At 46.1% G+C, this 26,764-nt stretch carries 21 protein-coding genes and 1 pseudogene; 15 read left to right on the top strand and 7 right to left on the bottom strand.

Annotated features, from left to right (window positions below):
* Positions 1–105: 105 nt before the first annotated feature.
* Entirely contained in the window at positions 106–1,623 is a 1,518-nt protein-coding gene (locus NDI48_01790) for an ATP-binding protein (protein ID MEP0829932.1), read from the top strand.
* A gap of 71 nt (positions 1,624–1,694) precedes the next feature.
* On the opposite strand, the gene NDI48_01785 is transcribed toward NDI48_01790, so the two are convergent.
* Positions 1,695–2,384 carry a carbonic anhydrase gene (locus tag NDI48_01785; GenBank protein MEP0829931.1) on the bottom strand — a complete coding sequence of 230 codons (690 nt, stop codon included), beginning with the start codon at positions 2,382–2,384 and terminating at the stop codon, positions 1,695–1,697.
* Positions 2,385–3,152: 768 nt separating this feature from the next.
* On the opposite strand from NDI48_01785, the gene urtA reads away from it, so the two are divergent.
* Positions 3,153–5,945 (top strand): urea ABC transporter substrate-binding protein, encoded by a 2,793-nt coding sequence (gene urtA, locus NDI48_01780; protein MEP0829930.1) that lies wholly within the window; start codon positions 3,153–3,155, stop codon positions 5,943–5,945.
* 79 nt (positions 5,946–6,024) lie between these two features.
* Here urtA and NDI48_01775 read toward each other — a convergent pair whose 3' ends face one another.
* Complete coding sequence (locus NDI48_01775) at positions 6,025–6,282, bottom strand: hypothetical protein (GenBank protein ID MEP0829929.1); 258 nt, start codon at positions 6,280–6,282, stop codon at positions 6,025–6,027.
* 748 nt (positions 6,283–7,030) lie between these two features.
* Between NDI48_01775 and mnmE the strand changes: the two genes are divergently transcribed.
* The gene (gene mnmE, locus NDI48_01770) at positions 7,031–8,452 is read left to right on the top strand and encodes a tRNA uridine-5-carboxymethylaminomethyl(34) synthesis GTPase MnmE (GenBank protein ID MEP0829928.1); all 1,422 of its coding nucleotides are present in this window, start codon (positions 7,031–7,033) and stop codon (positions 8,450–8,452) included.
* A gap of 52 nt (positions 8,453–8,504) precedes the next feature.
* On the opposite strand, the gene NDI48_01765 is transcribed toward mnmE, so the two are convergent.
* Entirely contained in the window at positions 8,505–10,025 is a 1,521-nt protein-coding gene (locus NDI48_01765) for an alkaline phosphatase D family protein (protein MEP0829927.1), read from the bottom strand.
* Between the two features lie 155 nt (positions 10,026–10,180).
* On the opposite strand from NDI48_01765, the gene NDI48_01760 reads away from it, so the two are divergent.
* The 4 genes from NDI48_01760 (at position 10,181) to NDI48_01745 (ending at position 15,023) form a co-directional block, all read left to right on the top strand.
* Positions 10,181–11,083, top strand: coding sequence for a hypothetical protein (locus NDI48_01760; GenBank protein ID MEP0829926.1), 903 nt, complete (start codon positions 10,181–10,183; stop codon positions 11,081–11,083).
* Positions 11,084–11,118: 35 nt separating this feature from the next.
* Complete coding sequence (locus tag NDI48_01755) at positions 11,119–12,432, top strand: aspartate aminotransferase family protein (GenBank protein ID MEP0829925.1); 1,314 nt, start codon at positions 11,119–11,121, stop codon at positions 12,430–12,432.
* A 577-nt stretch (positions 12,433–13,009) separates the two neighbouring features.
* Positions 13,010–14,062 (top strand): GAF domain-containing protein, encoded by a 1,053-nt coding sequence (locus NDI48_01750; GenBank protein ID MEP0829924.1) that lies wholly within the window; start codon positions 13,010–13,012, stop codon positions 14,060–14,062.
* Between the two features lie 103 nt (positions 14,063–14,165).
* The gene (locus tag NDI48_01745; GenBank protein MEP0829923.1) at positions 14,166–15,023 is read left to right on the top strand and encodes a DUF72 domain-containing protein; all 858 of its coding nucleotides are present in this window, start codon (positions 14,166–14,168) and stop codon (positions 15,021–15,023) included.
* On the opposite strand, the gene NDI48_01740 is transcribed toward NDI48_01745, so the two are convergent.
* From NDI48_01740 to NDI48_01730, 3 genes are all read right to left on the bottom strand, one after another.
* The gene (locus NDI48_01740) at positions 15,020–15,253 is read right to left on the bottom strand and encodes a hypothetical protein (protein ID MEP0829922.1); all 234 of its coding nucleotides are present in this window, start codon (positions 15,251–15,253) and stop codon (positions 15,020–15,022) included. The genes NDI48_01745 and NDI48_01740 overlap by 4 nt on opposite strands.
* A 10-nt stretch (positions 15,254–15,263) precedes the next feature.
* Positions 15,264–16,658, bottom strand: coding sequence for a hypothetical protein (locus NDI48_01735; GenBank protein MEP0829921.1), 1,395 nt, complete (start codon positions 16,656–16,658; stop codon positions 15,264–15,266).
* Between the two features lie 252 nt (positions 16,659–16,910).
* Positions 16,911–17,177, bottom strand: a complete 267-nt coding sequence (locus NDI48_01730; GenBank protein ID MEP0829920.1) for a hypothetical protein — start codon at positions 17,175–17,177, stop codon at positions 16,911–16,913.
* A gap of 652 nt (positions 17,178–17,829) precedes the next feature.
* On the opposite strand from NDI48_01730, the gene NDI48_01725 reads away from it, so the two are divergent.
* From NDI48_01725 to NDI48_01690, 8 genes and pseudogenes are all read left to right on the top strand, one after another.
* A complete protein-coding gene (locus tag NDI48_01725) occupies positions 17,830–18,036 on the top strand; it encodes a hypothetical protein (protein MEP0829919.1) in 207 nt (68 codons plus the stop codon).
* A gap of 189 nt (positions 18,037–18,225) precedes the next feature.
* The gene (gene ahcY / locus NDI48_01720; protein ID MEP0829918.1) at positions 18,226–19,503 is read left to right on the top strand and encodes an adenosylhomocysteinase; all 1,278 of its coding nucleotides are present in this window, start codon (positions 18,226–18,228) and stop codon (positions 19,501–19,503) included.
* A gap of 593 nt (positions 19,504–20,096) precedes the next feature.
* The gene (locus tag NDI48_01715; GenBank protein MEP0829917.1) at positions 20,097–20,708 is read left to right on the top strand and encodes an exopolysaccharide biosynthesis protein; all 612 of its coding nucleotides are present in this window, start codon (positions 20,097–20,099) and stop codon (positions 20,706–20,708) included.
* A 137-nt stretch (positions 20,709–20,845) separates the two neighbouring features.
* A pseudogene (locus NDI48_01710) lies at positions 20,846–21,043 on the top strand (exopolysaccharide biosynthesis protein).
* Positions 21,044–21,106: 63 nt separating this feature from the next.
* Positions 21,107–21,721, top strand: a complete 615-nt coding sequence (locus NDI48_01705) for a DedA family protein (GenBank protein MEP0829916.1) — start codon at positions 21,107–21,109, stop codon at positions 21,719–21,721.
* A gap of 55 nt (positions 21,722–21,776) precedes the next feature.
* On the top strand, positions 21,777–24,434 hold the full coding sequence (locus tag NDI48_01700; protein ID MEP0829915.1) for a pentapeptide repeat-containing protein: 2,658 nt from the start codon (positions 21,777–21,779) through the stop codon (positions 24,432–24,434).
* A gap of 513 nt (positions 24,435–24,947) precedes the next feature.
* Positions 24,948–25,481, top strand: coding sequence for an NYN domain-containing protein (locus NDI48_01695; GenBank protein ID MEP0829914.1), 534 nt, complete (start codon positions 24,948–24,950; stop codon positions 25,479–25,481).
* Positions 25,482–25,841: 360 nt separating this feature from the next.
* Positions 25,842–26,543: a pentapeptide repeat-containing protein gene (locus NDI48_01690; GenBank protein ID MEP0829913.1), complete on the top strand. Its 702-nt coding sequence runs from the start codon at positions 25,842–25,844 to the stop codon at positions 26,541–26,543.
* A 2-nt stretch (positions 26,544–26,545) separates the two neighbouring features.
* Here NDI48_01690 and NDI48_01685 read toward each other — a convergent pair whose 3' ends face one another.
* Positions 26,546–26,683, bottom strand: coding sequence for a hypothetical protein (locus NDI48_01685; GenBank protein ID MEP0829912.1), 138 nt, complete (start codon positions 26,681–26,683; stop codon positions 26,546–26,548).
* Positions 26,684–26,764: the final 81 nt, after the last annotated feature.

Here is a 26,764-nt window from a genome sequence, read left to right as displayed (position 1 = left end):
ATCACGCTCATCGCTCCCCTGCTGACTATAAATAACTCAGCTTTTGGGCGGCAAGATCTGTTGCCTGATTGAATCAAGTGATCCCATCAATTTTTTCGAGGAACTATGCAGAAAACATTAAGATGTGCTAGTATTTTCGGAAATTTATGCTATTTAAAATTGCTGCCGATTATTACTTTGGCGCTCTGTTTCGACCTCGATAAAATTATCTCAGTACGGGAAATTAATGCTGCTGTAATCAATATTAGTGGTCGCCTGCGGATGCTGTCCCAACGAGCGGCTTTGTTCGCCTTGAAACTCGTTTCTACTCAAGACCCAGGGGAACAGGAAAAGCTGCGTCAAAAAATGTTAGCAGCGATTGACTATATGGAAAAATCACACAATGGGTTGATTCATGGAGATGCTGAGATGAGGCTACCAGGACAACCCTCTGAGCAAATCCAATCTATTTATTTTCAAGCCCCATTCTATCTTGACCGACAAATTCGCCACTACATCTCTCAAGTTAGAGCTTTGGCTCAAACCCCTAGCTCAGAACTGACCTTAAATAATCCCCATTTAACCACTATTCTGACAGCTTCAGAAAAAGACCTGCTTGACGCTTTGGAGGCGTTAGTTAGTCAATATCACAAAGAAAGCGATGAGGCTCAGCTCGAAGTGGAACTGTATCAGGCTCAACTCTATCAAGAAAGTTGTGCTGCCACCGCTGCTGCTCAAGCTCATGCTCAACAGTTAGAGAAAGCCTTACTGGACTTGCGACGAACTCAAGCCCAGCTCATTGAAACTGAAAAACTTTCAAGTATTGGTGAGATGGTTGCTGGTGTCGCTCATGAAATTAATAACCCCGTCAGCTTCATTTATGGAAATTTGCGCTACGCCAGCGACTATGTCGAAGATTTATTAGCGTTGCTGAAGCTCTATCAGGAGTACTACGGGAAACACCATCCACCGGTACAGGCCAAAATTGAAGCGATCGACCTGGATTTTCTGCTCAAAGACCTACCAAAAGTTCTAGAATCCATGCAAGTTGGGGCGGATCGCGTTCGCCAGATTGTCCTGTCGTTGCGTAACTTTTCTCGCTGCGATCGATTGTTAATGGAAGCCGTCGATCTTCACGAAGGAATTGATAGTACTCTGCTCATCTTGCAAAATCGCTTAAAACCTCGCTATCATCGCCCTGGCATTGAAGTGGTTAAAGAATACGGTGACTTGCCATCGGTGAAGTGTCATGCCGGACAAATCAATCAGGTATTTATGAACCTCTTCAGCAATGCCATTGATGCACTAGAGGAAGCCCCTAATCACCACGGTCGTATTACGATCCAGACGAGCGTCAATTCTGCTTGTTCTCACGTCATGATCCGAATTACTGACAATGGTCCAGGCATAGCTCCAGAAGTTCAATCACAACTGTTTGACCCATTTTTCACCACTAAGCCGATTGGCAAAGGCACGGGGCTGGGGCTATCTATTAGCCATCAAATTGTAGTGGAGAATCACGGGGGTATCCTCAGGTGTGAGTCGGCACCGGGTAAAGGCACAGAGTTTTGGATCGAACTTCCCCTGCAAGTGAGTAGGGGTTTATCCACCCTCAAATCAACTGCTATGGCTTTACAAGGATGAAGGATGAAGGATAAAAATAGTTTCATACTTCATACTTCACACTTCATACTTTATCTTTCATACTTCTATCGTTAAGATTTATGAGACCCTTTGTAGATGCGCTCCTGCTGTTCGGGTGTAATCCATGCAGCCCTAGAAAACATCGCTTGAGGCGTCATGTACTTACCCGTGGTCGGGTTGTATTCTAAAACTTGTCCCGTTTCAATCTCATAAACCCAAGCATGAAGTTGGATTTGTCCGCTTTTGAGTCGAGATTGGATAACTGGATAAGTTCGCAAATTTTCTAATTGGGTGAGAACGTTCTCTTCAATCGCGGCATTGAGCAGTTCTTCACCCTCATAGTTTTGATAATGTTCTTTCATAATCCGACGGGTGGCTTCAGCGTGCTTTAGCCATTGGTAAACCGTTGGCATTTCATCCGCAAGCTTGTCAATTTTCAGCAGCCCTTTCATGGCTCCACAGTGAGAATGACCGCAGACGATAATGTCCTGAACAGCTAAAGCATGAACCGCATACTCAACGGCGGCTCCTTCGCCCCCATTCGTCGCCCCATAAGGCGGAATGATGTTGCCAGCATTGCGGATGATGAACATTTCACCCGGTTCTGTTTGGGTAATCAGATTCGGGTCAATCCGGGAGTCGGAGCAGGTGATGAACAAAACTCTCGGCTGCTGCCCTTGAGAGAGCAGCTCAAATAGGTCACGGTGGGTGTTAAAGTAATTGGTCTGGAATTCATGTAGCCCTTGAATGATCCGCTTCATTAGTTCAAATTGCTCCAAGCTGAAAAAGATACATTTCTATACATATAGCGAGTTTAGGTTGCAAATGGGAGAAGAAGGGCTGAAAAATTTTTCTGGATCTAGTGGTAACGCCGTGTAATGATTGGATAGGTCGGTGTATGAACCTAAATACTCTGCGTCAGCCCTGACCCTCACAGAGCTTACCTGAAAGCCTCAGCGTCAGAGACTTGAAGTGGTGCGTCAAAAAACAAACGCTAGGGTGGGAAGTAACAAAATGTGATAACGTACCTGGCTCAACTCAAGTCAGGGAATAATAATTATCTTACTTTTTAGTACCTAAAAAGAAAAGCCCGTTCACAGATAAAGGACGACTGGGGAGTGTTGACTCGTCTGTGTTTTTTCTGTGGCTTTGCGGCTTCAATCAAAAAGATTGGATTAAGAGTAAAAAATACTACAATTCTTACTTTTAGAATTCGGTTACTATTTCAACAGTTTATCTAAAAGACTGTTGCCCAATATCAGGTTGAAGGAGGGAAATTCTACAAAGCTTAACAGTTTATTGACGAGGGATGAGAGATTAGTGATTGGATTAGGAAATAAGAGGAAGACTGGGATTTTTTCTGGAGATGTCCCTGTGTCCTTCTGTCCCCAGTCCCTTAAGGGTGATGGTAAGAGGTTTAACAAATAGCCTATCAAACGTCAATCCAGCTAGCACCTTGAAGCGCCAGAAGGGTGATGGGCGCTTTTGCGTGATCTCCAGAGCAAGAACATTTCGGGAACAGTCTAGAGATGAGTGAAACAAGCCAGCGCTGTGTTAGTCCCGGTGCCAGTGTGCGCGTCGGAATTCTCCACTCGTTAAGTGGAACGATGGCGATTAGTGAGGCATCTTTAAAAGATGCAGAGTTGATGGCGATCGCAGAAATTAACGCGGCTGGTGGTGTCTTAGGTAGAACCATTGAACCCGTGATCGAAGATGGAGAATCTGACCCCATAACCTTCGCCCTCAAAGCCAGAACCCTGATCGAACAAGACCAGGTGGCTACAATTTTTGGCGGCTGGACTTCATCTTGCCGCAAATCGGTTTTACCCGTTTTGCAAGAACACAACGCGCTACTCTGGTATCCCGTTGAGTATGAAGGACTAGAATGCTCACCTCACATTTTCTATACAGGCATTTGTCCCAATCAACAAGTGGGCCCAGCCGTTGATTGGTTACTGGTACACGAAGGAACCCGCTTTTATTTAATTGGCTCTGACTACGTGTTTCCCCGAACCGCCAATAAAATCATGAAAGCTCAGCTCATTCGCCAAGGCGGTACGGTAGTAGGGGAAGAGTACGTACCCTTGGGAACCACAGAATTTGGCAATGTGATTCGGCGCATTCAGCAAATTAAGCCCCATGTCGTGTTCAATGCCCTGAATGGTGATAGCAATCTGGCCTTTTACCAACAATATAAAGAAGCTGGAATTAGTGCCGAAGAAATCCCGATCATGGCGACCAGTATCGCCGAAGAAGAACTACGACGGATTGGGGGAAGCACCGCTGCCGGTCACTATGCCAGTTGGAGCTACTTTCAAAGTATCGACACAGCCAAAAATCGCGCCTTTGTCGAGAATTTTCAGAAGCGGTATGGTAACGAACGTGTAACCTGTGACCCGATTGAAGCCGCCTATACCCAAGTCTACCTGTGGAAACAATCGGCAGAAAAAGCTGGCTCATTTCAGGTCGATTTGTTGCGTGAAGCCGCCTACGGGCAAACGTTTGAAGCACCGGGGGGTATGGTTAGCATTGAAAAAAATAATCATGTCCGCAAGCATTGCCGCATTGGCAAAATTTTACCCAATGGTCAATTTCAGATCGTTTTCACCAGCGCGGGTGCGATCAAACCCCAACCTTGGTTAGGACTTGAAGAATTAAGTGAGAGTGTCTCGCCGGTCGTCTTTGATATGCTGGCGGAAGTCTCGCAATCAATTCAATACAGCTGTCTGCTGGAACAAAAGTCCCGTGAAGTGGAAGCGGCGATGGCTCAATTGCTGGCAACCAACCAACGACTCCAAAAAACCCAGGATGAACTCGTACAAGCAGAAGCGCGATTTCGAGAAGTGCAAGCGCGGGAAGAATTGCTCAAACGCCGTCTCTCTAGCCAAATCCGGAGTTCCCTGGAGTTAGATGAGATTTTAAAAACAGCCGTTCAAGAAGTCCGCAGTCTACTTGAGATCGATCGCTGTCAGTTCTTCTGGTACCACAAATCTACAGACTCCTCTCGATATGAATTGATGCACGCGGCTTACGATCCGCAACGTCCCATTGAATTGTACTGGCCGAGTACCATTGAGCAGGTGAAGACCATCAACGAACCCGTGCATGAGCGGGAAGTCCTGCGAATTGATGAGATTGCCAGCGATGAGCAGTTGGAAATCAATAGTCGCGCTCGCCTACAAGCTTTAGGTTTGAGGGCACTACTGGTTGCACCGGTGCAAACTCGCTCCCACCAAAAGGGGGTGATTGTTTGCGAACACTTTCGCGGGAACCGCCCTTGGAACCCTCATGAAGTGGAATTAATTGGTGCAGTAGTGGATCAAGTGGCGATCGCCATCGACCAATCCGCACTTTATGCTCAAAGTCGCACAGCGGCAAGCTTAGCTACCGCTCAAGCTGAACAACTCAAGAAAGCGCTGCATGATTTGCATTCTTACCAAGCGCAATTAGTGCAAACAGAAAAGATGTCTACCTTAGGCACGCTGGTTGCTGGTGTGGCTCACGAAATTAACAACCCCACCAGTTTTATTTACGGCAACCTGCACTATGCCAACGAATACATTAAAGATTTATTGGACTTAGTCCGTCTCTATCAAAAGTATTACCCCAACCCCGTCCGGGAAATTCAGGCTCATGCTGAAGCGGTGGAATTGGATTTTTTAATCGAAGATTTACCCAAAGTTCTCTCCTCAATGGCCACTGGCGCAGAACGGATTCGCCATTTGGTATTGAGTTTACGCAACTTCTCACGCCGTGACCAAACCAAAATGCAACTCGTCAATATTCATGACGGGATTGAGAGTACTCTGTTAATTTTAAATAACCGCCTGAAAGCGAATAGCGATCGCCCTGCTATTAATTTGATTAAGGACTATGGAGAACTCCCCTTGGTGGAGTGTTATCCCTCTCAGCTCAATCAAGTGTTTATGAATCTCCTAGGAAATGCCATTGATGCTTTGGAAGAAATGCAGGACGAGTCTCAAAATTTCGCATCAGATGTTTCTCCCACCATCTGGATTGGGACAAAAGTTTCATCTCTCAATCAAGTTACAATCAGAATTGCAGATAATGGAGCGGGAATCACAGAAGAGGCTAAGAGTCAACTATTTGACCCGTTTTTTACGACGAAACCCATGGGGAAAGGAACAGGTTTAGGGCTATCTATCAGCTATCAAATTGTAGTAGAGAAGCATAAAGGGAGACTGATATGTGAATCAAATTCCGGACAAGGGACGGAGTTTTTGATTGAAATACCGATCCAACAAAGTAGCGATCGGGCGAATATTAATTCTGCCTCTGTAGCCGTACTTGAGCCATCTTAACCAAACGGGTTTCCTCAGCTTCTTTACTAGAACTGAGGTCAGATTCAGCGGTTTGTTTTCTTGTCCAACCTCAGTAATACTAATCTGATTCATCAACAGATTCTAGAAGAAAGCCTTCCCACCAGCCTATCCACCAAATTTCTTGCTTCCCACCTAATACCGCCTCTAATTGGAAGACTTGACAGGTGATGATGTAATAGTATTGCTCAGAATGAATACCATAAACTTTTACCCACTGTTCCGGATGTAATGTATTTTTATCCTCAAAAGGAATGAATGCATCCATTTCGGGTTCAGCGCTGTTATCGTTACAAAAACTTTCTTTTATAGACAGCAATTGCGTCCTCTTCCTGATGGGCTTTAGTCAATATAGAGCCTCAATGTTTGCGTTTGTGTATAACTTATGTTCAATTTATGTATAATTTATTTACATTTCGTAATGATTAGCCTTGAAGAATTGACCGGAGTTTTAGCAAATCGCACTGACTTTGCTCAACAATTCCGGTAAATAGCTCAAGCGCCGTTCGCCACTGAGTTAGAACAAAATTTTCCACTCAAGATAAAAAATCTAACTAGAGACAGATGACAATAACTTATGCCAGACTGGTTGATGGCTCAGTTCACACTCCGCCTTGAGAGACTTAACTCCAGCAATTTCATGAGTACTTGAAGGGCAACCGGGTCAAGGAGGGAGTTTGGATGGGCTACACGTTCACCCTCTGTTTTGAATTCAATGCTCAATGCTAATGTTACGTGGAAAGTACAACACTGCCCGAAATGTAGCCGCTTTGCTGTCAAAAGTCTGGACGAGTTTTTCGGATGTCTGAAGTGTCGGGAAGTACCCCGAAAGCAAGTGAGCGATTGCGATTCTCCAGAAGGGGGATGTGTCTATTGCGGTCAACCCTTAATTCTATTGATGGACGCTTGCTTGACTTGTGGAAATCAACCCAGGGATGAAAGTTAAAGTGTGAGACACGAGAACTGAATACCGTTGAACTCCGGATCAGGCGTAGCACATCAGTAAAGCCTTTCGCATCCCCTCATCTCCTTGATAGGCTGGGATAAGTGAGGGTTTGAATAGCAAGATGTCCCAAATGTTCGTCCAAGGCGAAACCATTGCTGCGATCGCAACAGCCGTAGTCCCGCAACAAGGGAGTGTGGGGATTGTGCGAATATCGGGGAAACAGGCGATCACCATTGCTCGTACCCTATTCCACGCATCAGGGCGTCAGGCTTGGGAAACGCACCGGATTCTCTACGGCTACCTGCGCCATCCCCAAACCCAACAGGTGGTGGATGAAGCATTACTATTGATCATGCAAGCCCCCCGCTCTTACACTCGCGAAGATGTGGTGGAGTTCCACTGTCACGGCGGGATTATGCCCGTACAGCAGGTATTGCAGTTGTGCTTGGAGCAAGGTGCAAGGTTGGCACAGCCTGGAGAGTTTACCCTACGGGCATTTTTAAATGGACGTTTGGATTTAACGCAGGCAGAAAGTATTGCCGACTTAGTGGGTTCTCGCTCACCCGCGGCGGCACAAGCTGCCCTCGCGGGTTTGCAGGGGAAGCTAGCTGCACCCATTCGCCAACTGCGATCCACTTGTTTGGATATCTTGGCAGAAATTGAAGCCCGCATTGATTTTGAAGAAGATTTACCGCCCCTGGATGAAGCCGCCGTTGTGGTTCAAATCGAGCAAGTAGGGGCAGAAGTCACCCATATCCTAGAAACGGCAGATCGCGGGGAGTTGCTCCGCACGGGTTTAAAAGTTGCCATTGTCGGGCGTCCGAATGTGGGAAAATCGAGCTTGTTGAATGCCTGGAGTCGAAGCGATCGCGCCATTGTCACTCCCCTACCCGGTACTACCCGTGATGTGGTTGAGTCGCAGTTGGTCGTTGGAGGAATCCCGGTGCAAGTCTTGGATACAGCTGGAATTCGGGAAACCGCCGATCAAGTCGAGAAAATTGGCGTAGAGCGATCGCACCGTGCCGTTCAAGCGGCTGATTTAGTCTTACTCACAATTGATGCCTCAACCGGCTGGACACAAGCCGATCAAGAAATTTATGAACAAGTCAAACATCGTCCCGTCATTTTAGTCATTAATAAAATTGACTTAGTAGAAGAAGCAGAAAGGAAAACTCTGCAAGCCCAAATCCAAGGGGCGGTGGAAGCTCACCAAACATTTAACCCAAAATCTACAATTCTCACGGCTGCTGCTCAAAATGAAGGAATTGAAGATTTGGAAACAGCGATTCTTGAGGCAATTCATACGGGCAACCTGAAAGCTGCAAACCTGGATATAGCGATTAACCAACGCCAAGCGGCGGCATTAACTCACGCGAAAACCTCACTGCAACAAGTGCAAGAAACTATTGCCCAACAATTACCCCTAGATTTTTGGACAATTGATTTACGGGGAGCTATTCAAGCACTAGGAGAAATCACAGGTGAGGAAGTGACGGAATCTGTACTTGATCGCATTTTTAGTCGCTTCTGCATTGGGAAGTAGCAGTGAAAGTTTATCCTCAACCTGATAAGATAATCCTGTGTTTAAACACACTCTAAACTTCTGGCGGCAAGTCCACACTGTAAAGAGTTTTACCTTCCAAATTGTGTAGCTTAACCGTCATCACTTCAGTATCACCATCAATTTTCACAGTACCAAAAAACTGAAATTCTTCAGTGGGAGGGCGATTTTGTTTTAGGTTTGGCGGTATGCTTTGAAACTTGACTTGAGGGCCGAAGGTATTATCCATCGCACTTGGTCCAAAGGTTCCCGCATGGAGTGGGCCAGCGACGAACTCCCAGAAGGGTTTAAAATCAGTAAACTGTGCTTTTCCTGGGTCGTAATAATGCGCGGCGGCGTAATGCACATCAGCTGTCAGCCAGACGACATTGCGGATATTGTTTTGTTGGATAAAGCGCAATAAATCGGCAAGTTCGAGTTCGCGTCCCAAAGGCGGGCCATCTCCATTAGCAAAGTTCTCAAACTTGCTCTCGCCATCTCGAACCACTAGTCCGATGGGCATATCACTAGCAATCACCTTCCAAGTTGCTTTTGAGTTTTGCAACTTATTTTTTAACCAGCGTACTTGAGCATTTCCCAAAAAGTCTGTTTCTGCACTCGCCACTGTCTGACGGTTGGGTGTATTAGGCCCCCGGTAACTACGCATATCGAGCATAAAAATATCCAGGGAAGGGCCGTAATTAAAGGAACGGTAAATGCGTTCAGAATCGTTGCAATCTAAGCGCATGGGAGTATATTCCAGGAACGCTTGCTTTGCTCGCGCCGCAAGCAATGATACACTTTTTACCTTGTAACGGTCATCGTCCATTAGCATCTGATCGGGAGACCAATTATTGCGGGTTTCGTGGTCGTCCCACTGCACAAGTTGAGGCACTTGGGCGTTAAAGCGGCGAACATTTTCATCCAGCAGGTTATAGATGAAATTACCGCGAAACTCAGCCAGTGTTTCCGCCACTTTTGACTTCTCTGGGGTGGTGAGGTTTTTCCAGATACTGCCGTCATCCAGCTTCACTTCTGCGGGAATAGGGTTATCCGCATAGATAGTATCGCCGGAGTGGATGAAAAAGTCGGGATTTAACCGCCTTATCGCTTCATAGATTTTCATCCCACCCCACTCCGGGTTAATTCCCCAACCTTGTCCAGCCGTGTCTCCCGACCAAGCAAAGAGGATATCGCGCTTTCTTGCAGAGGGTGTGCGGAAAGTCCCAATAACGGGGGCGCTATAGATATTCGTATCGGCTAAATCTTGAAATGTGACTCGGTAGTATATCTGTTGACTGGGTGGCAGGTTGGCAAGGTTAATGCGTGCTGTATAGTCGCTGGTTTCCAAAGCGGCTGGCCCAAGAATACGCTTCGGGTTACGGAACGACTCGCGGGTGTCATACTCGACTATCATCTTAGCGGCGCGATCGCATCGACTCCAAATCATCGCACTGCCAGTTGTAATGTCGCCACTCGCAACACCATAAGGTATAGTGGGACGCATCTTATCCGAAGTGATAATTCCTGGTGCCTTGACCTGTGCCAGTCCCGATTTTGAGAAAGCGTCTGCCACAATGAGACTCCCGCCAGTTATAACTGAGCGAAGTAGGAAGCGACGACGCGTTATGTACCCCTGATTTTTGCGTTCCATGAGTCCCTTTTGATTTCGAGATGCGTAAACCTTAGCCGTACTGATTAATGAATTGAATCAAAATTATAGGGGATTGCATGACTGTTGATCGAGCAAATTGGATGCAATTAGCTTTACAATGGCGAGGCTCAGTTGCCTCTAAGGTTTTTTTTCGTATCCTGTTGTGTGGAGGATTGGGGGTTGTTGTCTCTCTCTTCGATTATTTTGGATTCTCTTTATCTTGGCAGGGATTTGATACGATTATTACCAATGTTTCCTATAACTTAGTTTTAGGTTTATTATTAGTTTTTCGCACCAATAGCGCCTATGATCGATTTTGGGAAGGGCGTAAAGCGTGGGGAACGATAACCGCTTCCATCCGGAGTTTAGGGCATTTCATTTGGGTAGCCATTGCTGAATCGGAACCCCAAGATAGAGAAGACAAAGCCTTTGCTTTACGCCTGTTAGTGGCTTTTGCGATCGCGACTAAATTAAAATTGCGACAACAGCCCATCAACAGTGAATTAGAATCACTGATTACACAAGAGCAAATTCTCCAACTTCAAACCATTCAATCGACTTCGCTGCAACTTTCTGTTTGGATTGGAAATTACTTACAAAAGCAATATGACCGGAAATTACTCAGTGTTAATCAACTGACCGCCATGAATGGGTTAGTTAACGATATGCTAGGAGGTTTAACGACTTGTGAGCGTATTTTATCAACGCCCATTCCCTTAGCCTATGCGATTTATTTGAAGCGATTGCTGCTGATTTATTGTATTTCTCTTCCCTTCCAAGTGGTTAACACATTGCATTGGTGGACTTCCCCAATTGTGATTATCCTGAGCTTTGTGCTGTTGGGCGTTGAAGAAATTGGCACGGAAATTGAAAATCCGTTTGGAGAGGATGCCAATGATTTGCCTTTAGAAGAAATTTGCACGACTATATCGCAGGATATTGAGGATTTAATTCGAGTTAACAGTCAGGAGAAGTTATAAAATGCTATAATCCCTCATCTGCTGGAGTTGAATCGGTGCCTACCAATCTCGAAGCCTATTGGATGCCCTTCACGGCTAACCGCCAATTCAAAGCAAACCCCCGCTTACTCGCCGCCGCAAAAGACGTACACTACTTCACTCCTGAGGGTCGTCAGATTCTCGACGGCACAGCCGGGTTATGGTGTGTAAATGCCGGTCATTGTCGCCCCAAAATAGTCGAAGCTATTCAAAAACAAGTCGCCCATCTAGATTACGCCCCTCCCTTTCAAATGGGACATCCCGGTGCCTTTGAATTGGCGGAACGCTTAGTCAAGATGATGCCAGGAGGTCATTTCGACCACGTATTTTACGGTAATTCCGGTTCAGAAGCGGTTGAGTCAGCCCTAAAAATTGCGATCGCCTATCATCGAGTCCGAGGAGAAGGTGCGCGTCAGCGTTTAATTGGGCGGGAACGGGGGTATCATGGCGTGGGATTCGGGGGCATTTCTGTTGGTGGCATCGCCCCCAACCGCAAATTCTTCGGCAGCTTAATGCCGGGAGTCGATCATCTGCCCCATACCCATAACCTCGAACACAATGCCTTTACTCGCGGTCAACCGCAGTGGGGGACACACCTGGCAGATGAGCTGGAACGCCTTGTTACCCTGCACGATGCCTCAACCATAGCAGCGGTGATTGTCGAACCCGTTGCCGGTTCAACGGGAGTGCTGATTCCTCCGGTGGGCTATTTGGAACGTCTTCGTACTATTTGTGACAAGTACGGCATTCTCCTGATTTTTGATGAAGTGATTACAGGGTTCGGGCGGTTAGGTGCCAGTTTTGCAACAGAGTACTTTGGTGTTGTACCTGATATGGTGACAGTAGCCAAAGGTATTACCAATGGTACGGTGCCGATGGGGGCGGTGTTTGTCCGCAAAGGGATTTATGACACCTTTATGGATGCGGCGGCAGAAAATGCGATCGAATTGTTCCACGGCTACACCTATTCTGGGCATCCCCTCGCTTGTGCGGCGGCAATGGCAACCCTTGATGTGTATGAAGAAGAAGGGTTGTTTGCCCATGCTAATCATCTGGCAAGTTACTGGGAAGACTGCCTTCATTCCCTCAAAGGCTTACCTCATGTCATCGATTTGCGGAACTTGGGACTGGTGGCGGCAATTGAGTTAGAGTCAATCCCCGGAAAGCCTTCGGTACGAGGGATGGATTGTCTTCAACGGTGTTTTGACAAGGGGTTACTTATCCGCACCACAGGAGACATTATTGCCTTATCTCCGCCTTTGATGATTCAGAAAGAGCATATTGAGCAATTGTTTGAAATTCTGGCAGGGGTGTTGAAAGAGTTGCCGTAGGGGAAATGCGATCGCTTTGTTGACCCCAAAAGCAGGAGCATACCTATAAAACTTGTCTCAAAACAGGGACAAGCTTTAGATGAGGTGCGATCGCTTTTGATTGAATGATCAAACTCCAACTGTGTTGCCGTCACGTTTTTATTCCGCCCGGAGTTTAAACTCCGACCTAATAGATCAAGTCTACTCAAGTGGACTGAAAGCCTTACGCCGGAGGAGTCATGAGTGTTAATGAAACCGATGATTTGACAGAACTGAGACTCTGGTTGGTGCGTTTGGTCGTTGGATTTATTGGTTTGGTAGTATTCGCGGGTTTGCCTTTTCTTTTGCTTAGTTTGCTTATCCGCAAACAATCCAGGTAAGATCCATGTGATTGTTACAACAAATAGTTAATTAGGTTAAGTACACAGAACATCAATGCTCAAACATTTTTAGACTGTCTCGGTAATATTAAGGAAGGTAAAGGACTACTGCTGCTTCGCCTCTACAGGTTAATCAACACTTTTGGAGAAAATTATAGTTTTGTTACGGCACTAATCTAACTTATGATAAATAAGGAGAGACTTTCCGATGCTCAGACATGGCAATGTGGTGTAGTGTACAGACAAAGTACCTCCAAGAAGTTAACCTGGCTTGGAAGCGTAAGAGTGATGGACGCGAGCAAGAGGTAGCTGAGAAATTAGGACTGTCTCTGCGGCTCGTGATCGATAATCTTTTTCTAAAAGGCGAACCCGTTAATCGTGTAAATTTTATTGAAATTTGCCAGTTCTTGGGGATGAACTGGCAAGAAATCGCAGGCTTAGAGGAGCCAGAAATTCAGATTAGCCCCCTGCCTCAAGAGGCTAATACTGACGAGGCAATCCTGCTCCGTAGACCAACAAAGGGAGTTAATGATGTTGATGAGGCCATTAATGAGCTTGTTGGCACTCTCTGCGAAATGCTGCGTCGGATCACGCGCAAAGCGGGAGATTTAATTAGAGCCGATCGCATCAGTATTTTTTTACTGGATAATCAAACCAAAGTACTGGGCACAATTATTGCTGACGATGGCGACGGGGGATGTCTCCTAATTGATATTCCTGCAAATAGAGGAATCGCTAGTTTAGCGGCTACCTCCTTGCAAGTGATCAACATTCCATTCGATGTCTATGATGATCCACGTTCTGAACAGGCGAAGAGAACCGATCAAAGAACAGGATACCGGACTTACACGATGCTGGCTTGGCCTCTATTAAATAAGCAAAAAGATTTAGTTGCTGTTGTGCAATTAATCAATAAGTTAAAGCCCAGCGATAACCCTGAAGATGATTTATCTAACAGAATCGATAAAAAAGGTTTTACGCCAGAAGATGAAGAAAAGTTTGCTAAATTTGCCCCTTCGATTCTAAAAATCCTGGAAAAATGCCAGCTGTGTTATGAATTAGCTCAGAAACTCAAAAAAAACTCAGGGAGAAAGCGAGGGGGTTCTCTCATCCAAGATGCTGCCTTGATTGCGGAACTCAAGCGCCAAGAGCAACAGTTACGTAAGAATCTTAATAAAATTCAGCTCTCCAAAAAAACAGATTCTCTGGGAAAAGGAGTCGTCTATTCCTCTCAAACCCGCTTAAAAATGCATAGAGCGCAGGAGCGTTAGGCCAATTTCCTGAGCTTCTTCGATTGACTTTTGAAACTAGAATGGTTTCAGCTTAACGTTCTGGAAGTCTTGGTAGGCTAAATAATAGTCTCAATTTTTGACCATGAACTTTCTCATCGGGTGTGCAGTTTGGGCTTACAAAGGTTGGGTGGGCGAACTTTATCCCAAAGGAAGTAAAGCCGCAGAATTTCTACCTCTTTATACTCAACGTTTCACCACAGTTGAAGGGAATACGACCTTCTATGCCGTGCCTAATCAGGAAACGGTGATAAGTTGGGCATCACAAATGCCACCAGGGTTTGAATTTTGCCCAAAGTTGCCGCGCCAGTTGACTCACAACGGCTTGTTGAAACCTTCAATTCCGGGTGCTTTAAAGTTTTTAGAACAGATGCGGGTTTTGGGTGAGCACCTTGGCCCCATCTTCGCCCAACTTCCTCCCAGCTACGAACCTGCTGCCTTAGAAGACCTCGCCGCCTTTCTCAAGGCTTGGCCTCGGAATGAAGCCCCCTTAGCCGTTGAAGTCCGCCATGCTGACTGGTACAAAGAACCCTACGCCAGCCATCTCAACACCCTCCTGGAAGAACTGGGGGTTGGACGAGTCGTATTAGATACCCGACCCGTTTATAGTGGTTCAGCTAGCTACAAGCAGCAACCAGTAGACTCACGAAAGCCTCAGGTACCTCTGCAAGCTGTTATAACGGCTCCATTTAGCCTGGTGCGCTTTATCAGCCATCCTGACCAACAGGTGAATCAGCCTTTCATGGAAGAATGGGTAAGTTTGGTTGACCAGTGGTTGCGCTTGGGTAAACGTATCTACTTCTTTATGCATTGCCCACAGGAACAGTATTCTCCTGGAAATGCGCGTCACTTTCAGCTGTTACTTGAAAAGGGGGGTGTTCCAGTTCCACCTTTACCCTGGAATACTATTGACCAAGCACCTATTCAACTGAGTCTTTTCTAATCAATCTTCTCTATTACAACCCCATCAACAACTTCATAACCCCAGCTAGAATTTCGATTCGCTAGTTGCTGGGCGGCATCATATTCCCCTAAACGACAGAGTTCAGCTAATTGTTGATATCCCTCCTCCTTCTGTTGTTGTAATTTAGCCCCTTGTCGTTTTTCTATTTCCTCCTGTGAAATATTAGGGCGTCCTAGATCCATGAAATCAATTTTGCCAACTTTTTCCATAATCCCCCCCCTAAAACGGAAGTACATCTACCACTTGACCATCAATAATTCCATATCCCCATTCTGGATGTTCAGCAATTTGCTTTTTAACCAGAGTTCGACCCATAGGCGTTTTATAAGCCTCCTGTAAAGCCGAAATCAGAGGAACATTAGAAGGTGAGTTTAAAGATTCATCCTCAACATTTTCCTGCTCTAAACTCTGGTTAATCAGTGAATCAGAAGATGAGGATAGGGACAATTGAGGAGTAATTTCAGAAAGTTTATTAATTACACCTTGTTTCGTAACTTGAGGTTTAGGGGTAAACGAGGGTGGAAGATAGGGCGTTTTTACTCCTAACTGCTTAGCTTTAATCGCTTCATCAGCCATGCGATCGCATTTTCTCAAAAATCCTTCCCACAAATCTTTCCCAAGTACTGGATTTCTTAAATCAGAACGTGCTCTAGATACAGCAACCTCTAACGGTTCTCCTTTTTGTAAGTAATACTGAGTACGCTCCTCTTCAAAGGCTGGATAGGGTATCCCAGGTTCAATTTCCCAATCCCGCTGAACTTTTTGGCTTTCTCCTAGCGGCATTCCTGCCACAAATTCATCCCAAAATGGAGATACTAACCCTTTTGTCATACCATCTATAATGCGAAAAACCCATCCTCCAGGATTATCAACTCCCTGCTGTTTAAAATGTTCCAATAAAGCTCGTTGAAATTCCTCAAATTGTTCAGGAGATTCCCAAGGGCCGCTAAATTGATAATGAGGGGTGACTTTCACTGCAACGGGTTGACGACGCACAGGAAAAAATTTATCCGTTTTAACCATTCGGGATGGGGTAGGCAATTCTTCAAGTCTTTCTTCAGAAAGATGGGTGAAAGAATAGGCGGAAGAAGTATATTTTTTGGTGCTGTAATTAGGATTCTCTCTAGTTTCTTCCCTCGGCACCACTACCTCTACAAAAGCTTCTGTTGTTCTCTGTGATGGTACAGAATTTAAATTATTTTCTAAAGGAAGTTCGGATAAATTAGGTTTTTGTAAAGGCATTTCATCGTTGGCAAGAAAAGCCGGGTTATTAGAATTTTCCTGATAAAAATTGTTCAATCGCTGCTCTAGAGTATCAATATCAGGCCAAAACTCCAGCGTATCAAAGTGACCCTTAACAAGCCGTTCTTTTAAGAGTGATCGCTCTATCAGTTGACTCCGTGCCCATTCTTGTTCCAGACGACTGAGACCCGTTTCCTTCTCAATTTCATCAAGCGTCGTTCTCACCCACTGATCAGGATGGCTCAATTGGGACTGCCAGTGAAATAGTTGACAAAAAAGGATAGAAGCGGTTGCCCCACCCGTGACTTTAGCCAACCTGGGGTAGTAAACAGTTGAATTTCCTAGATTTCGCCACAATACTCCAAGTTTCATGCCTAGAGTCTCCTCTCAACCTTTAAGAACCGCCTTGAGCGGCTGCCACACCTTTCACGGGTCAGTTGATAGGTCGCAGATTCTTGTAGGATGAGCCGGAAAGTCTATCTAGACTAGGCCAGCTAGATGTGTAGCCGCTTCAAACCCAGCTTACCTTACCCAGGTTGCAGGAATTGGGCGGGCAGGATGCCCAGCCCCCAAGCAATCTCTGCTCTTGAAACCTGCTTTCTCAGAGGATTGTTAGCTAATTAATCAAGCGACCAATTCCGAGGGGTGCGGCTTGGTCGCAACGGTTGCCACATCTATAGGAACCCTCTGGTGTTGTAGATTTTGCGCTTTTTCTAAGACGGTGACTTCAATATTGACAGCCACTAAATAAGAACCCGTCTCCTCTCCCACCGCTTCAGCAATCAACGTGGCAAAATCTGGGCGTTCGGCTGTCAGGGGGTCGCGCAAGATGTACTGATCCCAGTCGTACTGAGCATTGGGATTGAGGCTGAGAATATAATGCTTCGTCATGGAGAAAAAACCTTCTATTTACAGGGGTTCAGGCGTTAACTGACGGTCAAATCCCACCTTTATTATAGTACATTTGTACTGAATTGGGGATAAACACCCTAGTGCAGCATGGCGGAAATAACTATCCAGTTGAAAAAGCTTAAAAAGCTTACTGTATAAACTTTCTTTCCTTCTGCCTCCTGTCCTCACTCTCATCTCCGGTCTTCCTTCTGCCTTCTTGTACTAGTTGTTTCCCGGCGATTTCGTAGAGAAAGCGTTATTGAACCAAACCTCCTGTTGGGGCATGGGAATCGAAATTCCGGCTTTGTCTAAAGCGACCTTGAGGCGTCGGCGGAGGGGCTTGTACCAGTTGGCAGATTGTCCACTAAAAAACGCTGGTAACTCCAAAGAATTGGTCTAAAGCTATGAAAAATGGAAGTCATTTAAGAGAAGTTGCATAGTGCAACCTTTAAAGCCATCTCATAATTTCTACAGTGAAAGTATCAATCGTTGGAGTTAAACAAATGCCAATCATTATCGGTTCTATTCTTTTTGGTGCTTTTGCAATTACCGCCGCCATTGTTGAAGGAGATTGGCAATCCGAACCCACTAGACTGATCGGTAAAAAACGCAAAAGCCGTAGAGGTCAATAATCAGTCATAGGAGTCGAAAGATGTTTGAAGCGAAAAATATAGAGGACGGTAACACAAACAGATCGGTCGAATCTGTTCCAGATCCAGTAGCTCTCACAAGAGAGGAAGTTGCAGATCTGATCCGCCTCGCTGAAACCCACGGCATATCGGGTACAGCCCAACTTAAACTCATCTTACGGGTGAAAAACCTGAAACAGCGAGCTTACGCTAAATTGAAACAGAATTGAAGAGTGTTCTTAGAATCCCTGTTTTCGGCATCATCCCATTGGTACGATCGCCTGAAGTGGGTGTAGAGAGTTGAGGTTGGGGCATCACAAACGTGCAGCAAAGTAATGTTTTGGTAACCGAGGCGCAGTCAATTAGAGTGATAAAGGTTAATCTAGTTAGACGTTTGTTGTGTTAGACAATCCAATTATATGACTGCAACTTCCACTCAGCCTAAGCACGAGGTAAGAGACCTTTCCCTGGCTCCCCTAGGCAAACAACGGATCGAATGGGCGGGACGGGAAATGCCAGTGCTGCGGCAAATTCGCGATCGCTTTGCCCAAGAAAAGCCGTTTGCAGGTATTCGGTTAGTTGCCTGCTGTCACGTTACGACAGAAACCGCTCACTTGGCGATCGCTCTTAAAGCCGGTGGTGCTGATGCTGTCCTGATTGCCAGTAATCCCCTCTCCACCCAGGATGATGTCGCCGCTTGTTTGGTGGCTGATTACGGGATTCCCGTCTATGCCATGAAAGGCGAAGACGCCGAAACTTACACTCGCCACGTTCAAATTGCCCTCGATCACAAACCCAACATCATCATTGATGACGGTAGTGATGTTGTTGCTACATTGATTCAGGAACGCCAACATCAAATTGCCGATATCATTGGCACCACAGAAGAAACCACCACAGGCATTGTCCGTCTGCGTGCCATGTTCAAAGATGGTGTTCTGACGTTCCCGGCGATGAACGTGAATGACGCCGACACCAAGCACTTCTTTGACAACCGCTACGGCACCGGTCAATCCACTCTGGATGGCATTATCCGGGCAACCAACGTGCTGTTAGCGGGTAAAACCATTGTTGTTGCAGGTTACGGTTGGTGTGGCAAAGGCGTTGCTCTGCGGGCGCGGGGATTAGGAGCCAATGTAATTGTCACCGAAATTGACCCCACCAAAGCGATCGAAGCCGTCATGGATGGTTTCCGCGTGATGCCGATGGATGAAGCTGCATCTCAGGGAGATTTGTTTGTCACCGTTACGGGGAATAAGCACGTCATTCGCTCCGAACATTTCGACATGATGAAAGATGGGGCAATGGTTTGTAACTCCGGTCACTTTGATATTGAAATTGACCTCAAGTCTTTAGGAGCTAAAGCCACAGAAGTCAAAGATGTTCGACCGTTTACCCAACAATATCTACTCGGAAACGGTAAATCCGTCATCGTTTTAGGCGAAGGGCGTTTGGTGAACCTGGCAGCCGCAGAAGGCCATCCCAGCGCTGTCATGGATATGAGTTTTGCCAACCAGGCGATGGCTTGCGAATATTTGGTGAAAAACAAGGGTAAGTTAGAACCGGGGCTTCACTCGATTCCGGTGGAGGTCGATAAAGAAATTGCACGCCTGAAGTTGCAAGCGATGGGCATCACGATTGATAGCTTGACCGCCGACCAAACCGAGTACATTAACTCTTGGACTTCCGGAACTTAGTGCAAGTCGGCAGAAGTTTTGATCAATCTCGGTATCAATCAAGGGGAGAGGCGGATATTTTAACCGATGGATTATTCCTGTTGCGTTGAATTAGTAATCTGTCAATCAATACTTTGATAGGTATTCGTAGGGGCAATCTCCTCGTATGAAATCCGGCGTGGTTGCCCCTTAACATTGGGAGCCAGCACCCGGAGATGAGAGTAGGAGGCGCTACCCCTCTTGGTAAAGGGGGTCGCAAACTTCTGCCAGCCTTCATTAGTCAGTTAGGGTGGGTTCAGCTCACCCTAATGCCTTTAAATTCGCTAGAGACTTAATCACAGTGGGTGTATTAAATCTTGCTGATTCCGCATTCTCTATCTTCTATGAAGCTTTGAGCGACTAATGAGAATTCTGTACGAAGTTGTAATGAAAATTCAATCCGCCTAGGCTCTATTCTCCGAAAAACCTGCTAGAGTTGAGCAAGTTTGGCGATTTGGATAAGAATCTAAACAGAGCAATTTCAGGCTGAGATAGCCTAATAACTGGGTGAGCGCTTACAGCTTTATGGGTGTTCTAACTCTAGGATTTGCAGCTCTTAAAGTTTTCTAAGTGTAATGGATCGACTTTCTGTAGAATTACATTACTATTTTTTCAGGGAAGAACGACCCACCCAAGTGACTCTAGCTGATGTACTCAAAGTTGGCAAAGAGCGAATATTTGGGTTGATATTTGCCTTTTTCGGCTCGATTTTGGCTCTACCCTTGCCCATTCCTGGTCTGGGTATCTTGGTTGGATTTATCATCTTGGTAGTGTCAGTTCAGCTCGCTGTCGGTGCCAAAAGCCCTTGGATACCGAAAGGATTAATCAACAAACCGCTCGCGCTGAAGACCGTTCAAGGCGTTATGAAGCAGGGAATTCTCTGGTTGAGGCGAATTGAGATGTTTTCTCGTCCCCGCCTATTCTATATCTTCAACAGTTTCATCGGTCGCTTCGTGGCGGGAATTGCCCTCGCGTTCGTGGCAATTTTCCTGATGATTGGGCTACCTGGACTGCACACCCTAGCAGGTGTTGGCGTCTTGATGACGGGGTTGGGTTTATTGGTGGACGATGGTGTAATTTGTCTGACGGGTGTAGCGGTTTGTATAGGTGCTGACCTGATCGGTGTCTCTACTGTGCTATCCCTTTTGATGGGGGGTTCTAGTGTTTTCGGCTGTCCCTCAACCTGATTGAGCAGTGGCAGGGTCATTACACAAACCAACACACGATTTACTCACTTAAAAATGTACTCAGATTGACTAGCTTGGGTTTTCTAAGGGTGCTAATTTTAAGATTTAAAGTCTCAACGTTCTCTGAGTGTAATGGCATGATGATTCCCATCCCTGGCACCAATACCCGACCCGCTATGGGCATTTTTGTCACAGGCTTTGGATTAATTGAAGATGACGGCGCAATCAGTTTGAGAGAGTTAGTCCTTTGTCTGATGGGAGGTATTCCTAGCAGCTCAATCCTGATAGCCCTCTTAGAGGGTGGTACAAGTCTACTAGATCTGATCAAAGATTAGCTTCGCTAGAAGTCGCCAAATTTCTAATTTCCTACACTTATCAACCCATCGCTGGCACCGCTTATGAAGGAATGGATCATTAACATCATGACTTCCCTAAGTTATTGGGGAATTGGACTACTCATGTTCGCCGAGAATCTCTTTCCCCCCATCCCTTCAGAATTAATCATGCCGTTAGCTGGCTTTACGGTGTCTCAAGGGAAAATGAGCTTTGTGCCTGCTGTTTTAGCGGGAGTCATCGGCACGATTATCGGGGCCTTACCCTGGTACTACGCCGGGAAATTAGTGGGCGAGGAGCGTTTGAAAGCTTTAGCTGACAAGTACGGTAAGTGGATTACCGTATCCAGTCAGGAGATTGATAAAGTAACCCGTTGGTTTGATCGATATGGCAATAAAGCTGTGTTATTGGGTCGTCTCGTACCGGGAATTCGGACATTAATCTCACTTCCCGCCGGTTTGAGCAATATGCCATTAGTCCCTTTTCTGATTTACTCAACTCTTGGCACGACCATCTGGGTGATGCTTCTCACCTTCTTGGGCTTCATATTGGGTGATAACTATGAGTTAGTGGACGAGTATCTTGCCCCAGTTTCTAAAATCGTGCTGGTTTTTCTGATTGTGGCATTTATCGCTTGGGTCGTGATCAAACAGAAAAAAGCCAAACAAAAGAAACGCTAAGTCATCAGAAGCGGTGGGTTAATACCCTTACTCCTGGTATTTTTATCAAATTGGGATGCACCTATCGATCGCTTGCCCAAATCACAATCGTAAGTTCATCACGACTGAGCCTTTAAATAAGAGTGGTGAAGAGAGTGAACAACAGGTTTGGGATACGATTCGAGAGGTTTTTGCAGATCGAGAATGTCTCGCTTACTGGCGCTATCCCATATTTTCTAAAGTCGGCAAGTCCCGCAAAGAACCCGATATTTTAATTGCCGACCCACAACTCGGTCTAATTGTCATTGAAATCAAATCTGTGACAATTGACCAAATTGTTGCGATCGCAGGTCATCGCTGGCAATTCCAACACTACTACACCATCAGCAGCAACCCTTACGAGCAAGCGGAAAATCAGCTATTTGCCTTGTTGGGATATTGCGATCGCGAACCCTCCCTCCGTCGCAAAGTGAGTGGACGCGCCCTCGTTTGCCTGCCTCTGATTACCGAAGACCAATGGTACGATAGCGGCTTTTACCAACTCCCTAGTTGCCCACCGATTATTTTCCAAAATCATCTGCGTGTATCTGCGTCCATCTGCGGTTCGTTAATCAAACAACTTCAACAAACCTCCCCCATCATCAAAGGTTCTCCCCTCACGGAGAAACAATGGAAACTACTGCAAGCTGTCATTAGCGGCACCCCAGTCTTCCGCACAAGGGCAGGGCGTCAGGCATTTGTGCCCCTACAACAATCTGGAAAAACCCGTGCCAGTGTCCTTGCTGAGGTGCGGCAGCGCCTCTCGGAATTTGACTTACAACAAGAACACATTGGCAAAGAAATTCCCCCAGGCCCGCAGCGAATTCGGGGTATTGCCGGGTCAGGTAAAACCGTGATCCTGTGCCAGAAAGCGGCTCACATGCACCTGAAGCATCCCGATTGGGATATTGCCTTGGTCTTTTTCAGCCGCAGCCTGTACCATCCCATCATTGCTCAGCTCAATAAGTGGCTTTTGCGCTTTAGTGGAGGTGAGGTGGAATATGAGCCAAAAAATGGGAAATTACAGGTGCTTCACGCTTGGGGAGCGAAAAATCAACCCGGACTCTATAGTACGCTTTGCCAAGCGGCTGGAGTGAAGCGTCTAAGGGTTGAAGATACCCAAAGTAATCGACCGAACGAGGCTTTAGCTGAGGTATGCATACAGTTATTGCACAATACGGTCGTCCCTACGCTATATGATGCCATCTTAATTGATGAAGGTCAAGACTTAATTGTGGATGACCCTCTGAAATTTCAGGGTAAGCAGCCGTTTTATTGGATGGCGTATCAAGCCTTACGTCCCGTTGACTCGGCACAGCCCCAACAGCGACGGTTAATCTGGGGGTACGATGAAGCGCAAAGCTTGGAAAGCCTGAAGATTCCCAATGCCAGTGAGTTGTTTGGGGAAGACTTGGGGCATTTGGTGACGGGACAGTATAGCGGCGGTATTAAAAAGAGTGAAATCATGCATCGCTGCTATCGTACTCCTGGCCCCATTCTTACCGCCGCCCATGGGATTGGCATGGGGTTGCTGCGTTATGGGGGGATGATCACGGGGATTACTCGTGCAGAGGATTGGCGTGCGATCGGGTATGAGGTGACGGGGCGTTTTATTCGGGGTGAGCAAATTACTCTACAACGTCCAAAGGAAAACTCTCCCAATCTGGTGCCGGAACTTTGGGAAGGGTCGGCGTTGGAGTTTGTGGCGTATCGATCGCGCCAAGAAGAATTGAGTGCCCTGGCACAAAACATCCTCTACAATCTCCGCCATGATGGACTCAAACCCAGTCGCGAGATTCTAGTCATCGTTTTAGGTTCGGGTTTCGAGGCGATGAAACTGGAAACGGCTGTGGCGGAGTTTTTGATATCCCAAGGTATCGACATCTATATTCCTAGTACTCCAGATTGCAATATCTTGCAAACCGACAAAGAACAGCGCAATCCTAATCAGTTTTGGTGTGAAGGTGGCGTTACCGTCTCTCGCATCCACCGATCTAAGGGGAATGAGGCAGACATGGTGTACGTGGTTGGGTTGGACAATGTCGCTAAAGATGAGAGTAATCTCCAACTGCGAAATCAGCTATTTGTCGCGTTAACCAGGGCAAAGGGTTGGGTAAAGTTGAGCGGGATAGGTTCTTATCCGATGTATGAGGAGATGTGGCGAGTGATGCGGAGTGGGGACACCTTCACCTTTACCTTTCGGCGTCCGCCGCAGCGAGAGATTGGGGTTACGGATACGAGTGAATTGCTGAAGCGCTATGACACTGGAGGGAGGAATTTTCAGAATGCAGATTTATCGGGGGCGCAGTTGGCGGGGGCGGATTTGAGGGGTGCGAATTTAATTGGTGCGATTCTCAGGAATGCAGATTTGAGAAATGCCCAGTTGGATGGGGCGAAGTTGGTGATTGCGGATTTGAGTAATGCGGATTTAAGTAATGCTAATTTGCGGAAGGCGAAATTGGTAGGGGCAATGTTGAGGGATGTGCGGTTGAGTGGCGCGGATTTGAGTTGGGCAAAGTTGGGGAATGCAGATTTGAGGAATGCTCAATTAGTTGGGGCGAAGTTGGTGGGGGCAAAGTTGAGTGGTGCTGATTTAAGTGGGGCGGATTTAACGGGTGCGAATCTTGAAGGGGTGGATTTGAGTGAGGTGAATTTGGATGGGGCGACGATGCCGGATGGGAGTGTGCAGGAGTAGACGCGATCGCTGATATCTTTTTCTACTTTAAATACTGTGACAGAAGAAAATTTTGGTATCCAATTGGTAACTCCCAAAGAGTTTGTACCACTTGCTTATAGTCTGTAGGGCGCGAATTTTGAGACAGCGGATTCGAGTTATGTGAATTTGACTAGAGCGACAATACCAAATGTAATTTATGTAAACAAAAGTTGCTCATGGCTTGACGTTTTTGGAATTAGCTCCTAAAATTATATGTAATTATTAAAATTTTCGCCCACTTAGGGCAGCCCACCTAGGGTAGTTACGGCTACAAAAACTACCAACTAAATACTCAAGGCGAGTTCTCAGGTTTGAGTGAAGGCTTAGCTTCACATGTAGATCTATTGAGCTCATCCTTGTACCATACTCGTTGCTTCTTCAATTTAGCTGAACGGCATCATCGCAGAAGAGGCAGATGAGATGGATTAGCTATTGGCGGGCTGCTCCTATGTGTAAACCTTAAACCTTATAAGTAAATAGGACTTAACAGCTATGGCTAATTTTGTATACGTGGATAACTCGAATCTTTGGATTGAGGGAAAGCGCATCAGCGCCGTTAAAAAAGGGCTTGCTCCCGATATTCGGATTGCAAGTAAAGACAAGATAGTAGACGACCTATGGAGAATTAATCTGGAAAGGCTTTACCAGTTAACAGTAGGTAAGTCGGGACATGGTTACTTCTATGGTTCTCGTACTTCAGGCAATGGCTCTGTCTTGGAGAATGCAGAAAAAGTAGGATTCATTCCAGTCACCTACAATCGAAGCTTTGTCAACAAAGAAAAGGAAGTCGATCAGAGCATCGCTTGCGATGTCGTGGAACACTCTTATGAGCTAATGCAATCTGATGACCGAGTAATTATTCTTAGTGGAGACCGTGATTTAGTTCCTGCCATTAACAAATTAATTAAACGGAGGTTCAAGGTTGAGGTATTGTTCTGGAACCATGCGGCATCTAATAAGCTCAAGCAAGCTGCTTCAAATTTTGTCCCTCTGGATCGATGGCTTAACTATCTAGCACTCAATTAGGTTCAGTATTCAGAGAGGACTGCAACAGCGATTGCTCTCTCCTATCTTCCTCATCCTTCCATGAAAGAATGAGGAAGATAGGAGAGGAGAGTGATCGTATCCTTCACAACTACAGTTCCGTAGGAGCAACGCAGCTTTCAGAGTTGCTTCATCCAAGCCTACATTAGCCATGAATGTCCTAAGTACAGTTGGCATAAATGTATTTTGACAAGTTGGTGCGCGATCGCTTGCTCAAAACTCTGAAGATGCGATCGCAGTTTGAGGTAGCTAATCATTCTTTATACCTATAGACAGACCTGAATCAAGCCTAAGGTTAGGTTATGGTGAAATGGAGGTGAACTACTGGAAAAGGCTGGCGAGATGAACCGTGTGGAACTTTTGCAGCAATATGCAGCAGGAAGAAGAGATTTTCAAGAGATAATTCTACAAGAGGTAAACCTAGAACACAAAGACCTGAGACAGATCAACCTAGTTGGCGCGGACTTGAGAGATGCATATTTAAGACACACACTCTTAAACCGAGCAAAACTAGGATGCGCCAACTTGAGAGGGATTGATTTGAGTGAGGCAAACCTAATTGGGGCAAACCTAATTGGGGCAAGCCTGTGTTGTGCATACCTGAATTTGGCAGAAATGTTTGGGGTAAACCTGAGACAGGCAAACCTAACAGGGGCGAAGCTAATTGGGACAGATTTAAAGCACTCAAACTTGGAACAAGCAATCTTAGTTGATGCCAAACTGATTAATGCAGAGTTAAACCAAGCGAACTTATATAAAGCTAACCTAATTGAGGCAAACCTAACTTGGGCTAACTTGGAGCAAGCCAATCTACAAGGAGCAAACTTAACTGAAGCGAAGCTATATGGGGCAAATCTGAAAAGAGCTAACCTCAGTGGGGCAATCTTGTGTAAAGCTAACTTAGAGGGAGCTGACCTGAGTGAGGCAAACCTGAGTGGAGCTGACTTCAGTGCTGCAATGTTGTGTGAAGCCAAACTGGAAGGCGCTAACCTAGGTGACGCAATCCTAAATGGGGCAATACAGTACTGTCAGAGACACATCTAGTTCTAAACTTCGCCAGCCAAAGAGAATTTTTTGTGTGTGATTGGCTTCCGCACCGCCCAAAGAGCGATTCGCTGACGCGACAGCTGACGCTCGTTCCAGGCTAACGCCTCGGCTTCGCCTAACGCTAACGCTTTACGCATCCTCACAAATCCCCCATCAATTCAGGAAAGCATGGGGAAAATGGAAGTGCGATCGCTCCTCTAGTGTTGCTTGCCTAACAG

Source organism: Microcoleus sp. AS-A8 (assembly GCA_039962225.1).
Lineage (GTDB): Bacteria > Cyanobacteriota > Cyanobacteriia > Cyanobacteriales > Coleofasciculaceae > Allocoleopsis.
This window is presented reverse-complemented; position numbering and strand designations above follow the sequence as displayed.

Coding starts and splice junctions, on each gene's coding strand:
- NDI48_01725 (MEP0829919.1), top strand. CDS start 17,830: ATGTTTGAAGCGAAAAATATAGAGGACGGTAACACAAACAGATCGGTC.
- NDI48_01715 (MEP0829917.1), top strand. CDS start 20,097: ATGGATCGACTTTCTGTAGAATTACATTACTATTTTTTCAGGGAAGAA.
- NDI48_01785 (MEP0829931.1), bottom strand. CDS start 2,384: ATGAAGCGGATCATTCAAGGGCTACATGAATTCCAGACCAATTACTTT.
- NDI48_01685 (MEP0829912.1), bottom strand. CDS start 26,683: ATGCGTAAAGCGTTAGCGTTAGGCGAAGCCGAGGCGTTAGCCTGGAAC.
- ahcY (MEP0829918.1), top strand. CDS start 18,226: ATGACTGCAACTTCCACTCAGCCTAAGCACGAGGTAAGAGACCTTTCC.
- NDI48_01745 (MEP0829923.1), top strand. CDS start 14,166: ATGAACTTTCTCATCGGGTGTGCAGTTTGGGCTTACAAAGGTTGGGTG.
- NDI48_01735 (MEP0829921.1), bottom strand. CDS start 16,658: ATGAAACTTGGAGTATTGTGGCGAAATCTAGGAAATTCAACTGTTTAC.
- NDI48_01705 (MEP0829916.1), top strand. CDS start 21,107: ATGAAGGAATGGATCATTAACATCATGACTTCCCTAAGTTATTGGGGA.
- NDI48_01700 (MEP0829915.1), top strand. CDS start 21,777: ATGCACCTATCGATCGCTTGCCCAAATCACAATCGTAAGTTCATCACG.
- NDI48_01730 (MEP0829920.1), bottom strand. CDS start 17,177: ATGACGAAGCATTATATTCTCAGCCTCAATCCCAATGCTCAGTACGAC.
- NDI48_01690 (MEP0829913.1), top strand. CDS start 25,842: ATGAACCGTGTGGAACTTTTGCAGCAATATGCAGCAGGAAGAAGAGAT.
- NDI48_01760 (MEP0829926.1), top strand. CDS start 10,181: ATGACTGTTGATCGAGCAAATTGGATGCAATTAGCTTTACAATGGCGA.
- urtA (MEP0829930.1), top strand. CDS start 3,153: ATGAGTGAAACAAGCCAGCGCTGTGTTAGTCCCGGTGCCAGTGTGCGC.
- NDI48_01695 (MEP0829914.1), top strand. CDS start 24,948: ATGGCTAATTTTGTATACGTGGATAACTCGAATCTTTGGATTGAGGGA.
- NDI48_01750 (MEP0829924.1), top strand. CDS start 13,010: ATGGCAATGTGGTGTAGTGTACAGACAAAGTACCTCCAAGAAGTTAAC.
- mnmE (MEP0829928.1), top strand. CDS start 7,031: ATGTCCCAAATGTTCGTCCAAGGCGAAACCATTGCTGCGATCGCAACA.
- NDI48_01740 (MEP0829922.1), bottom strand. CDS start 15,253: ATGGAAAAAGTTGGCAAAATTGATTTCATGGATCTAGGACGCCCTAAT.
- NDI48_01790 (MEP0829932.1), top strand. CDS start 106: ATGCAGAAAACATTAAGATGTGCTAGTATTTTCGGAAATTTATGCTAT.